At 36.6% G+C, this 12,383-nt stretch carries 15 protein-coding genes; 3 read left to right on the forward strand and 12 right to left on the reverse strand.

Annotated features, from left to right (window positions below; translation table 11 throughout):
• Positions 1-374 precede the first annotated feature (374 nt).
• Positions 375-992 carry a hypothetical protein gene (locus ABE048_RS11225; protein ID WP_430311369.1) on the forward strand — a complete coding sequence of 206 codons (618 nt, stop codon included), beginning with the start codon at positions 375-377 and terminating at the stop codon, positions 990-992.
• Between the two features lie 193 nt (positions 993-1,185).
• Here the strand turns inward: ABE048_RS11225 and ABE048_RS11230 are convergent, their stop codons facing one another.
• Positions 1,186-1,917, reverse strand: coding sequence for a KinB-signaling pathway activation protein (locus ABE048_RS11230; protein ID WP_430311370.1), 732 nt, complete (start codon positions 1,915-1,917; stop codon positions 1,186-1,188).
• Positions 1,918-2,064: 147 nt separating this feature from the next.
• Here ABE048_RS11230 and gerD point away from each other — a divergent pair, with 147 nt between their 5' ends.
• The gene (gene gerD, locus ABE048_RS11235) at positions 2,065-2,676 is read left to right on the forward strand and encodes a spore germination lipoprotein GerD (RefSeq protein ID WP_430311371.1); all 612 of its coding nucleotides are present in this window, start codon (positions 2,065-2,067) and stop codon (positions 2,674-2,676) included.
• Between the two features lie 116 nt (positions 2,677-2,792).
• Here the strand turns inward: gerD and ABE048_RS11240 are convergent, their stop codons facing one another.
• Positions 2,793-3,857, reverse strand: coding sequence for a P-loop NTPase (locus ABE048_RS11240; protein WP_430311372.1), 1,065 nt, complete (start codon positions 3,855-3,857; stop codon positions 2,793-2,795).
• A 72-nt stretch (positions 3,858-3,929) separates the two neighbouring features.
• The gene (cwlD, locus tag ABE048_RS11245; protein ID WP_430311373.1) at positions 3,930-4,643 is read right to left on the reverse strand and encodes an N-acetylmuramoyl-L-alanine amidase CwlD; all 714 of its coding nucleotides are present in this window, start codon (positions 4,641-4,643) and stop codon (positions 3,930-3,932) included.
• A gap of 355 nt (positions 4,644-4,998) precedes the next feature.
• Here cwlD and ABE048_RS11250 point away from each other — a divergent pair, with 355 nt between their 5' ends.
• Positions 4,999-5,589 (forward strand): undecaprenyl-diphosphatase, encoded by a 591-nt coding sequence (locus tag ABE048_RS11250; protein WP_430311374.1) that lies wholly within the window; start codon positions 4,999-5,001, stop codon positions 5,587-5,589.
• A gap of 187 nt (positions 5,590-5,776) precedes the next feature.
• Here the strand turns inward: ABE048_RS11250 and rpsI are convergent, their stop codons facing one another.
• The 9 genes from rpsI to rpsK all read right to left on the reverse strand — a co-directional run bounded on the left by rpsI (position 5,777) and on the right by rpsK (position 12,361).
• On the reverse strand, positions 5,777-6,169 hold the full coding sequence (rpsI, locus tag ABE048_RS11255; protein WP_430311375.1) for a 30S ribosomal protein S9: 393 nt from the start codon (positions 6,167-6,169) through the stop codon (positions 5,777-5,779).
• A 21-nt stretch (positions 6,170-6,190) separates the two neighbouring features.
• Positions 6,191-6,628 (reverse strand): 50S ribosomal protein L13, encoded by a 438-nt coding sequence (rplM, locus tag ABE048_RS11260; protein ID WP_430311376.1) that lies wholly within the window; start codon positions 6,626-6,628, stop codon positions 6,191-6,193.
• 179 nt (positions 6,629-6,807) lie between these two features.
• Positions 6,808-7,557 carry a tRNA pseudouridine(38-40) synthase TruA gene (truA, locus tag ABE048_RS11265; RefSeq protein ID WP_430311377.1) on the reverse strand — a complete coding sequence of 250 codons (750 nt, stop codon included), beginning with the start codon at positions 7,555-7,557 and terminating at the stop codon, positions 6,808-6,810.
• A 23-nt stretch (positions 7,558-7,580) separates the two neighbouring features.
• Positions 7,581-8,378 carry an energy-coupling factor transporter transmembrane component T family protein gene (locus ABE048_RS11270; protein WP_430311378.1) on the reverse strand — a complete coding sequence of 266 codons (798 nt, stop codon included), beginning with the start codon at positions 8,376-8,378 and terminating at the stop codon, positions 7,581-7,583.
• The gene (locus tag ABE048_RS11275; protein WP_430311379.1) at positions 8,375-9,247 is read right to left on the reverse strand and encodes an energy-coupling factor ABC transporter ATP-binding protein; all 873 of its coding nucleotides are present in this window, start codon (positions 9,245-9,247) and stop codon (positions 8,375-8,377) included. Before ABE048_RS11275 ends, ABE048_RS11270 begins: the two co-directional genes overlap by 4 nt.
• On the reverse strand, positions 9,223-10,068 hold the full coding sequence (locus ABE048_RS11280; protein ID WP_430311380.1) for an energy-coupling factor ABC transporter ATP-binding protein: 846 nt from the start codon (positions 10,066-10,068) through the stop codon (positions 9,223-9,225). The genes ABE048_RS11275 and ABE048_RS11280 overlap by 25 nt, the downstream gene beginning before the upstream one ends.
• Before the next feature lie 393 nt (positions 10,069-10,461).
• Positions 10,462-10,842: a 50S ribosomal protein L17 gene (gene rplQ, locus ABE048_RS11285; RefSeq protein WP_430311381.1), complete on the reverse strand. Its 381-nt coding sequence runs from the start codon at positions 10,840-10,842 to the stop codon at positions 10,462-10,464.
• 51 nt (positions 10,843-10,893) lie between these two features.
• Positions 10,894-11,838, reverse strand: a complete 945-nt coding sequence (locus ABE048_RS11290) for a DNA-directed RNA polymerase subunit alpha (protein ID WP_430311382.1) — start codon at positions 11,836-11,838, stop codon at positions 10,894-10,896.
• A 133-nt stretch (positions 11,839-11,971) separates the two neighbouring features.
• The gene (gene rpsK / locus ABE048_RS11295) at positions 11,972-12,361 is read right to left on the reverse strand and encodes a 30S ribosomal protein S11 (RefSeq protein WP_332649184.1); all 390 of its coding nucleotides are present in this window, start codon (positions 12,359-12,361) and stop codon (positions 11,972-11,974) included.
• Positions 12,362-12,383 lie beyond the last annotated feature (22 nt).

Here is a 12,383-nt window from a genome sequence, read left to right on the forward strand (position 1 = left end):
AGCTTTGCTAGCGTATCATCATATGATGATATCTATTGTTTGTCCTTGTTACTAACAATAGTTAGTAATCAAAGTTTATTGATTAACGTCTTGCTTGTTCAGTTTTCAAGGTTCATATTTAGTTCACTCAGTAGCGAACTTTTATATCTTATCACGTCTGATTCTCAAAGTCAAGAACTTTATTATCAGAAGTTTTAAGTCATATTTTGTAGGTTGTTTTCTCTTAACGAGTCAACGTTGATAACTATACGCTGATTCTATACGTTTGTCAACACTTTATATTAGAAAAGTTTTAAATGGCAATTTAAATTCATATATATAATCTAGAGGTGAGCATACTGGTTAAAAGAATACTTATATTGATGGTTTTTATAATGGCTTTATTGTTGGTCTTTACACCTTCTAAAAATTCAATGTTAGAAGTTTTTCGTTTAACAGATGAACCAAATGTTATTACAAAAGGGAACTATGGTATGTCTTTAACGATAGATTTATCTTTTGCAGATGCAGAATTTATCGAATGGTTAAACGAAGTTAAAACGCCATATCCATTACTAATGGTGGATACTGATTTATTAAAAAGGTCTCCCACCCTCGTTAAAGTAATTCAATCCAAAAACATTCCAATTGGGTTGTTAGGGAGAAGTAGTGATTTCTATGTGAGCAATCCTTCACAGCTTGAAAAGGATATTAGCACTTTTAGTTCAATTATGAAGCACCCTCCTCTTTGGTTTAGAACGAAAGATTACATTTTCCTTCCCGAGGTTACGAAAATTTTATGGAAAGAACAGATAAACATGCTAGCCGCATCAAAGATTCAAACGAGCAAGGGTGAATTAAGACTCTCAAAAGGTGATATTGTTTCTATTCCATATCATCAAGAAGAACGGTTACAACTAAAAAGAATTAATCAACTTATAGAAAATAACACCTTCCAACCAATAGAAGAAACGATTTTTGGATACTCAATTAAAACAAAAAAATCACCATAAAAAAGGTATTCAAATTTCACTTCTGGACATCTTATTCGAAGGCCATACTAAGTTTTTATGCTTTATTGTGCATTTGCTCATGCTATTGGCAATGATTTCTCCTGCGATTAGCAATTAAATTCTAGATAAGCTAGCAGAAAAGAGCTATTTCATAAGTGGTTTGATTTTACCACTTTCGAAATAGCTCCTTACATTATTTACGTTTTGTCTTCTTAATTTGCTTTTTTTCTGGTTCTTTTTTTACTTTATTATTTTTTTCTTCTAGCGCTCTATTTGCTTTTCGGCGTTCTTCTCGTTTTTTCAAATCCTCAGCAGATTTCGCATTATACTTCGGTAGCTCCAGTAGTTGGAACGCATTTACTGCAAGGATTGGGAATAATAAAAGCGTAATGTATTCATTACCACCTTCTGATCGTACCCAAAGTGCAATAAGCCATTCAATCACACTAACAAAAATCATAAAGAATAAAGCTGAAACCAAAATATGTTTTTTGCCAGTCATTTTTACTTTTTCTATGGCTGTTAAAACTGCAGCTACGATTAACACAACTAATAATCCTATGTAAAGAAGCCAATCACTAGCGCTATGTGCATATGGTTTGAAGCGGAATAAAATAACATCTATTAACGCAATAATTATCAATAATATTTGTACCCAATTCCACAAAGTTAATGACCGACAAATATTGACACCAATTTGATGTACAGTTAGATAAGCAAAGTAACCCATTTGGCAAATCATACTCATTGTAAAGCCAAGAAAGACAAACCATAATAGTCCGCCAAATGCTTCTCCCCACTCACCATTTGAAAAATGGTGAGCATAAAAATCTCCCCAACGTATGATTAAACTCATTAATCCGGTAACAACACCACCAATAATGAGCGCTCTAAAGGCAAATTTAAACCAATTTCGTATCGTCACGACTAAAAGGCCTCCGTTTTTTACAAGTTCTTGTTCCATTCTAACAACCAAAGTCGAAAAAATCTATTTCTTCCCTCATTCCGTACATAAACTAAAAGCAATTGTGAACAATAATTGAAACGACTTATGCGAAAGTGAGGGAAGTATATGTACAAAAAAGCTGTCATTTTTACTCTTCTATTCGTTATTCTATCTGGTTGTTCCTCTCCCGTACAACAAAACCAGTCATACGATGATATAAAAAAATCCACTCTTGATGCTTTGCAAACAGAAGAGGGGAAAAAAATAGTGCGTAATATATTAGAGGATCCATCAATGCGCGATCTACTGGTATTAAATCATGATGATGTCAAAAAGGCGGTAGAGGATACTTTAATGTCCAAAAAAGCCGACGAATATTGGAAAAAACAATTTGAAGATCCTAAATTCCGCGAATCCTTTGCAAAAGGCATGAAAAAAGAACAAAAAGACTTGGCTAAGGATTTGATGAAAGATGCTTCTTTCCAAAAAGATTTAGAACAGTTCTTCTCACAACCCGATATGCAAAAGCAATTAGAAAAAATTATGAAGTCCGCAAATTCTAAGAAGGAATTAGAAAAAGTCATTACAGAAGTAATTAACAGCCCACTACTCCAAGAAAAATGGACAAAGCTTATTCAATCTGCTGCCGAAAAACCTTCAGGAGGAGAAACTTCTAAAACTGGTGGAGGCGGTGGAGGTGGCGGTGAAAGTAATAAAAAAGGCGGCGGAGGAAAATAGTGAATGAGTTCTGCGCAAGTTACTTTTTAGCCCTTTCTTTCCTCGACTAAGATTTTTTTCAATACTAAAGGGATGTATCAAAAGCAGTAAGTCCACTTATGTTACATCCCTTTTTGTTATTCTTCTTTATTTAATTTATCAATCACTCTTTGTGCAATCTCAAGATAAATTTGTCCTGTTGAGTGATTTTTTGCATATACGGATGGAGCAAAGTCAACATCATTCCAGTCTGGTTGTCCTAACGGAATTTGTCCAAGTAAATCTGTACGAAGTTCGTCAGCTAATTTAGGACCACCGCCTTGACCAAATACATATTCGCGTTGTCCTGATACGTCAGATTGGAACCATGACATATTTTCAACGACACCTAAGATGTTATGTTCTGTTTTGATTGCCATTGCGCCTGCACGAGCTGCTACGAATGCTGCAGTTGGATGTGGAGTTGTAACAACAATTTCGTTTGACTCAGGTAACATTTGATGAATATCAAGCGCTACGTCCCCTGTACCCGGAGGTAAATCTAATAGTAAGTAATCAAGATCTCCCCAATCTACATCACGGAAGAATTGATCTAGTACTTTTCCAAGCATTGGACCACGCCATACAATAGGTGCGTTATTTTCTACAAAAAATCCCATAGAAATCATCTTCACGCCAAAACGTTCGACGGGAATAATACGATTTTCTTCAATAACAGGCATTGTTTGTACACCCATCATATCAGGAACACTGAATCCGTAGATATCTGCATCAATTAAACCAACTTTTTTGCCTAGGCGAGATAATGCAACTGCTAAGTTAACGGAAACGGTAGATTTACCTACGCCACCTTTACCAGAAGCAATAGAAATAAATTTCACTTTATTTAATGGTGACAATAAATCTTGTGCTTCTGCACGAGTTGCCGTCCCACGGAATTTTTCAATTTCTTCAGATGAAAGTTCTGAGAATCGAATGCCAACTGTTTTGCATCCAGCACCCTTTAATACATTAACTATTTCCATTTGAAGAGCAAGTTGTTCAGGTGTATTTGTTTTCGCAATAGCGATTTTTACACTGACATGTTCCTTTTCTTCTTTAATTGAAACTTCAATAATACCGCCTGTTTCAGTTAATGTTTTATGTAGAAAAGGATCTTTTAATTCTCCAACTAATTCTAGAACTTGTTGTTCATTAATCACTGTAGACACTCCTCTAATTATCATTTCGAATTTAGTATATCATAACGTTTTCAAATAGTATTGTGACGCTACTTATTCTACAATAGAATCCGAGTAACGCTCGATACCTGCTACGATTGCTTCTGCCATTTTTTGTTGATAATCGGGTGAAGAAAGTAACTCTGCTTCTTCTGGATTACTTAGAAAACCTGTTTCTACAAGTACTGATGGCATTTTAACCTTCTTGAGTAAATAGACTTGCTTAATCGCTAATGCTTCACGATTGGTATTCTTGAGTTGTTCTCTAATAGCTTCTTGAATTGATTTAGCTAACAACTCACCTGCTGGATGTCCATCTTTATGGTAAAACACTTGTGCTCCACGCCACTTCGATTCAGGAATAGCATTTGCATGAATACTAATAAAAAGATCCGGTTTTGCTTCATCAATTAATTTCGCTCTTAGAAAAATATCTTCCCTTTTCCTTTCTCGCAATGTTTGAAATTCAGTATTCGGTTGATGCTCAGCAATTACATCATCGTCTTGTGTACGCGTCATAACTACTGTTGCACCTTTATTCTTTAGGAGCTTTTCCACTTTCTGCGCAATAGCTAATGTCACATTTTTTTCAACAAGTTCTGTTGTTGATGCACCACCGTCTATTCCACCATGACCAGCATCTACTACAATTTTGACTCCTCCTAAAGTTTCTGAAATAAAGAAACCACGACTAGATGCTTTTGTTTCATAAACAACTAATAATATACAAGCTAATAATACTACACTCCATACAAGCCACCGCTTCAAACATAGACACCACCTTTTTACACTAACATATGCCAATGCGGGAGAGTATATGTCGCTCAATATACGTAAATATGGATAGATTAACACGCTACCAAAATGTAGGCATAAACTAGCAAGATTTTATTACTCAATCAAAATAATAGTATGCAACAAAGTTATGACTGCAAATACAAAGGTAGTACCATTTTTGATATTATTTTATTCATGACTTTTTATTTTTAATGGATTTTTAATACTATTTTTATTCTATTTTTATTCACTTTGCTATTTCATATAGTATCCTGAAATAGCGACAACTTAAATTACTTTAATTCGTCAATAATATAGAATTTATTTTGTGGAGGAATTAAAAATAATGAATTACGAGCTATTTCAACAAATTAATGGACTAGCCGGACACTCAAAATTATTGGATGATTTAATGATATTCCTTTCGAATAGTGTCCCTTATGTGGTAGTCCTTTTATTACTTTTCCTTTGGTTTATAGGAAATAAACAAAAAGGTATCGAAATAAGATATACAGCTTTATATGCTGTTTTTTCTTCAGCTATTGCATTATTCATTAATGCAATTATTCATATGATCTATTATCACCCACGTCCATTTGTAGCACACCATGTACACAAATTAGTACCGCATGCTGCAGATTCTTCTTTCGTAAGTGATCATGCAGTATTAGTATTTGCTATTGCATGGACATTACTTTTACGAAATACTCGTGGAAAATATATTGTTTTACTGTGGGCTACAATGGTTGGACTTTCACGTGTTTATGTTGGCGTTCATTACCCATTTGACGTGATAGGAAGTATAGTACTTTCATTTGCAACAAGTAGTCTAGTCATTTATTTTTCAAACAAATTGGAACCTCTAGTACAATTACTATTCCGCATTTACCATCGTATCAACAAGTTTGAAAAGAACAATAAAGAGATATATAGATAAAAAAGCAAATTAAAAGCGACCGTAAAAAAATACGGTCACTTTTTTTATTTTAATAAAAAAATATATCTAGGAAATACTTTTACATAGGTTATGTTTTAACTTCCTATCATAACCTTTGGTACCTTTTTTCATAGGTTACAAAAAAGACCCCCAACCATATCGGTTGAGAGCCTTGAAACGCCAATAATTAACGTTTTGAGAATTGAGGTGCACGACGAGCGCCTTTAAGACCGTATTTTTTACGTTCTTTCATACGAGGGTCACGAGTAAGTAGACCTGCTGTTTTAAGCGCTGGACGGAAATCAGGGTCAACTGTTAGTAACGCACGAGCGATACCATGACGGATTGCGCCAGCTTGACCTGTGAAACCACCACCATTTACGTTTACGTAAATATCATAGCTACCAAGAGTTTCAGTTGCTACTAATGGTTGTTTAATAACTTCGCGTAAAGATGCGAATGGGACGTAGTTTTCAACGTCACGGTTGTTAATAACGATTTTGCCTTCGCCTGGTACTAAACGTACGCGGGCAGTTGAGCTTTTACGACGACCTGTGCCGATATATTGAACTTGTGCCAAGGTTGTATCCTCCTCTAATTATTATCCGCGAAGCTCGTAAGCTTCAGGTTTTTGTGCAGCATGTGGGTGTTCAGAACCAGTATAAACGTGTAGTTTGTTGAACATTTGACGACCTAAAGAGTTTTTAGGAAGCATGCCTTTGATTGCTAATTCCAACATTTGAGTTGGATATTTTTCTTTCATTTCACCAGCTGTGCGAGTTTTTAAACCACCAGCAAATTGAGTGTGACGGTAGTAAATTTTACCTTTTAATTTGTTACCAGTTAACTCAATTTTTTCAGCGTTGATGATGATCACGTGATCACCTGTGTCAACGTGTGGTGTATAGATTGCTTTATGTTTACCACGTAAAATAGCAGCTACTTCAGAAGCTAAACGACCAAGAGTTTGGCCTTCAGCGTCAACAACTAACCATTTACGTTCTACTTCGTGACCTTTAGCCATGAATGTTGTACGCATTTTAGTATCCTCCTACAATTATCAAATTGTTTCTATTACTCTGTTCCAATTGTTTTCTTTATCCTCAAAAGCTAAGATTCGGGGCTTATCTTGTGGGGTAATGAAAATACCATATGTCATCTTACAACAGATAGCAATGTAAGTCAAGCGTTTTGAGAAAAACACCTGGAAATGTTGCTTCAAGCATTATAGTACACATTTTCAAGGTATAAACCTTGTGCTGGCGCAGTTTTCCCTGCATTTCCTCTATCTAAAGATGCAATGATTTCGGCCAACTCGCAAGGCTTACGTTTAGCAATCCCTACTTCCCAGAGTGTACCTGCAATAATACGTACCATATTGTATAAAAAGCCATTTCCTTCAATCACCATATGCAATTCTTCTCCATTCCACTCGAATGCTAACGAAGAGACTGTACGAACTTTATCCTTCACACTTGTGTTTGCTGCACAAAAGCATGAAAAATCATACGTTCCCTGAATGTACTGAGCTGCTTCCTCCATTGCCTTAACATCTGGCTTCACCCCATTGGTGGGTGTTGCATAAAAACGTCTAAAAGGGCTCTGAATTGCTTCACATGACCAGATATAGCGATATCGCTTGCCATGGACGCTATAGCGAGCATGGAAATCATCAGATACTTCCTCTACTTCCATAACACGAATATCTCGTGGCAATTGAACGTTTAATGCTCGTGCATAACGATCAAGAGGAATGGACAATGTTGTATCAAAATGGATAACTTGTCCTGTTGCATGGACCCTTGCATCCGTTCTACCACTTGCCGTCACATGGACAATCTCACCCTTATGCATTATAGTAAGTACCTTTTCAATCTCTTCTTGTACAGTTCGTTTTTTTGGCTGTACTTGGTATCCTGAAAAATTAGTACCATCGTATGCGATTGTGGCTTTCATTCTTCTTTTCATCGTTATGCAATCTCCTATTTCTATTAACTACGTAAATATACTAATACAACTACCATCACAACAATGGAAAAAACCGCTACCGTATCGCCAATACTCCATTTTAACTGACGATAGCGTGTTCTTCCTTCTCCACCACGATAGCCACGTACTTCCATTGCTGTTGCTAAATCTTCTGCTCGTTTAAATGCACTCACAAATAAAGGAACTAATAATGGAACAACTGCCTTTATCCGCTCTTTAATTGGACCTGTTGTGATATCTGAGCCTCTTGCCATTTGTGCCTTCATAATCTTGTCTGTTTCATCCATTAATGTCGGTATAAAACGTAATGAAATGGACATCATTAATGCCAATTCATGTACAGGTAGTTTTAATCTTTTTAATGGATTTAACAGTACTTCCAACCCATCAGTAATTGAAATTGGAGAGGTTGTTAATGTTAAAATCGATGTCACGAATACTAATACTAAGAAACGAATCGAAATATAGATCCCTTGTCTAAGTCCTTCTTCATAAATATGGATAAACTTCCATTGAAAAATCAGTGGACCTTCTTTTGTAAAGAATATATGCAATAAAAATGTAAAAATCATTAAGATCAGTACTGGCTTTAATCCATTAATCAAAAAGTACATTTTAATACGTGACATGAATATGATTAGTAGTGTAAACACTAACAGTGCAATATATGTAGGCGTATTATTTGCCAAAAAGACAACAATGATAAACGCAAATACAAATATTAACTTAGAACGTGGATCCAATCTATGAACAAATGAATCCCCTGGTATAAAACGACCGAAAATCATTTTTTCCATCATTGATGATCACGCTCCTCTCGTAACTCTTGCGCAATCACCTTTGCCAACTCTTCTTCAGTTAAACAAATCTTTGAAAACTTACGACCTATTTTCTGTTCAAGTTGATGTTGAAAATGAACAATATGAGGGGCTTCCAAACGATAACTAGCTAATTGATCAGTATCACTAAAAATTTCTTGTGGTGTACCCGTTAGAACACATTGTCCCTCATGCATAATCGCTATTCGATCTGCATAACGTGCTGCATCCTCCATACTATGCGTTACTAGGATAGTCGTTAAATGACGTTCTTTGTGTAACTGATAAAACAAATCCATAATTTCCTTACGACCTCTAGGATCCAGCCCTGCAGTTGGTTCATCTAGAACGATTACTTCAGGTTCCATTGCTAATACACCAGCAATAGCTACTCGACGCATTTGACCACCTGACAAGTCAAAAGGTGATTTCTCTAATACTGTTTCAGGTAGTCCTACTAACTTCGTTAATGCATGAGCACGTTCGATGGATTCTTCCTCTGACACGCCAAAATTCATCGGACCAAAGATAATGTCTTTTAATACGGTTTCTTCGAATAATTGGTGTTCAGGGAACTGAAAGACGATACCCACTTTTTGACGCACAGGGCGTAAATCCTTTTCTTTTTTGCCTGCAGTTATCGTTTTATCACCGATACGAACTGCTCCCTCTGTTGGCTTTAATAATGCATTTAGATGTTGTAGTATTGTTGATTTTCCTGAACCAGTATGTCCGATGATGGCTTGATAACTACCTGAAGGAATAGCTAAATCTACATCAAATAACGCTCTTTTTTCAAAGGGCGTACCAGGTGCATAAGCAAAGCTTACTTTTTGAAGTTCGATTTCCATACATCATTCACCAACTCTTCTTCTGTCATGTGTTCTCCTAGAAGTTGTACACCTTCTGCCTGCAAAAGCCTTGTAAGCTTCATCGCAAATGGCAAATCCAAACCAAGTTCAACTAATTGATCTCCTAAAGCAAAAATTTCAGAGGGAGTTCCTTCAGCAAACTTTTTCCCGCCATTCATAAACAATAAGCGATCAGCCATAATCGCTTCTTCTAAATCATGTGTAATAGATAACACCGTTAACCCCGTTTTCTCACGTAAAGCACGTACAATTGATAGTACTTCTTGACGTCCTTGTGGATCAAGCATGGATGTTGCTTCATCTAAAATAAGTAAGCGTGGTTGTAGTGCAAGTGCTCCAGCTATAGCAACACGTTGCTTCTGTCCACCTGATAGATGCTGTGGCTCATGATTTAAAAAGCTATCCATTTTTACTTGGTGTAAAGCCTCATGAACACGCTTGAACATTTCCTCATATGGTACACCATTATTTTCTAAAGCAAATGCTACATCATCTTGCACTGTAGCTCCTACAAATTGGTTATCTGGATTTTGGAAAACCATTCCGATTTGAGAACGTGCTTCCCATAAATTTTCTTCGTTTAATGTTTGCCCCATAACTTGTACAGTTCCCTTTTGAGGAAAGAGTAAACCGTTAATAAGACGAGCAATAGTTGATTTACCTGAACCATTGTGGCCAACAATTGCTATCCATTCGCCCTCTTCTACCTTAAAAGAAACATCTTCCACTGCATTTTTTACAGTGGGTTCGTCAGGTGCATATGTGAATGTCACATTATTTAGTGATAAGATTTCATGCATGTGTTAAGCTCCTCTCGCTAGACTACTCTATACTCTGCTCTTCTATAACTTACACTGTTTTATGTATGATTACTAGCTGGAAATAGTTTTTATTATAAAAATACGACTTTGTCCATTATGACAAAAGTCGAATTTATAAAAACCTATAAAAATGAAATAAAAAAGCGCGCACCCCATTCAGAGAAATGCGCATAGTTGGATATCTCCCGTTTAGAGGTTGCTCAGGCCTCAAACGTGAATGGGGTGCGTAGAGCTAAACGAGACGGCAATTACGTCCGCTCATCATAACACTCAGCTTTTAAATTTGTCGTATAAATCATCGTTTTTTTGAAAAAAAGAGGGTGTAAGTTCAAATTGTTGTGAACAAGTACACCCTCCCCCGCATCGTTATAATTAAACTAATTCAATTACAACTACAGGCGCACCGTCACCACGGCGAGGTCCCATTTTCATAATGCGAGTATAACCGCCTTGACGGTCAGCGTAGCGTGGTGCTACATCATCAAACAATTTTTGAAGTGCAAAAACTGTTGTTTCATTACCTTCAGCATCAGTTGAAGTTGCTACTTCACGACGGATAAATGCTGCAGCTTGACGACGTGCGTGTAAGTCACCGCGTTTACCTAGAGTAATCATTTTTTCAACTACTGAGCGTAATTCTTTCGCACGAGTTTCTGTTGTTTCAATGCGTTCGTTAATGATTAAGTCTGTTGCTAAATCACGTAACATTGCTTTACGTTGAGAACTAGTACGTCCAAGTTTTCTGTAACCCATGGATGTTTCCCTCCTTCGTTCAATTACTGATCTTACATATTTTAAAGTCGCTTAGTCTTCTTCTCGTAACCCTAAACCAAGCTCTTCTAACTTCGCTTTTACTTCTTCTAATGATTTACGTCCTAAATTACGTACTTTCATCATATCGTCTTCAGACTTGTTAGCAAGTTCAAGAACAGTATTGATACCTGCACGTTTTAGGCAGTTGTAAGAACGAACAGAAAGATCTAGTTCTTCGATAGTCATCTCTAAAACTTTTTCTTTTTGATCTTCTTCTTTTTCAACCATGATTTCAGCAGTTTTTGCCTCATCAGTTAAACCAACGAAGATATTTAAGTGCTCGGTTAAAATCTTAGCTCCGAGCGAAATCGCCTCTTTTGGACCGATGCTGCCATCTGTCCACACATCAAGTGAAAGTTTATCGTAGTCGGAAGATTGGCCAACACGAGTTCCTTCAACTGTGTAGTTGACGCGTGAAACTGGAGTGTAAATAGAGTCGATCGGGATCACGCCGATAGGAAGATCCTCACGTTTGTTTTGATCAGCTGGAGTGTATCCACGTCCACGTTGCGCATACATACGCATACGAAGATGACCATTTTTAGCAACATTTGCAATGTATAGATCTGGGTTTAATACTTCTACGTCACTGTCATGCGTAATATCCGCAGCAGTTACAACCCCGTCACCTTTAAAATCAATTTCAATGACTTTTTCTTCATCAGAATAGATTTTTAAAGCTAGCTTTTTAATGTTCAAAATAATTGAAGCAACATCTTCTACAACGCCTTCAATAGTAGAGAATTCGTGTAGTACGCCGTCAATTTGGATTGAGGTTACAGCAGCTCCTGGTAAAGAAGACAGAAGGATACGACGTAGTGAATTACCCAAAGTAGTGCCATACCCACGTTCAAGTGGTTCTACAACAAACTTGCCGTATTTTAAATCATCACTGATCTCAACGGTTTCAATCTTTGGTTTTTCAATTTCGATCATTCAATTTACCCTCCTTCAAAACATCGAATATATGGTATTATTTCCATTTAAATCGAATGTCAATCAATCATTCAAATAATATATTCCATTTGTGTATAAAAAGTGTACTCAATAAAAACAAGAGTTGCAACTATTATACACGACGACGTTTTGGTGGGCGGCAACCATTATGAGGAACTGGAGTTACATCTTTGATAGCTGTAACTTCTAAACCTGCAGCTTGAAGTGCACGAATAGCAGCTTCACGACCTGCACCAGGACCTTTAACAGTTACTTCTAATGTTTTTAAACCATGTTCTAGAGATGTTTTAGCAGCAGTTTCAGCAGCCATTTGTGCAGCGAATGGTGTAGATTTACGTGAACCTCTGAAACCTAGAGCACCAGCTGAAGACCAAGAAACAGCATTACCTTGCATATCAGTAATGGTTACAATTGTGTTATTGAATGTAGAACGGATGTGTGCAATACCAGCTTCGATATTTTTTTTCACACGACGTTTACGAGTTTGTTGTTTACGTGCCATGTTAAGAAGAAACCTCCTTTAC

Origin of the sequence: Rummeliibacillus pycnus, from assembly GCF_050459865.1 — a bacterium.
Taxonomy (GTDB): domain Bacteria; phylum Bacillota; class Bacilli; order Bacillales_A; family Planococcaceae; genus Rummeliibacillus; species Rummeliibacillus pycnus_B.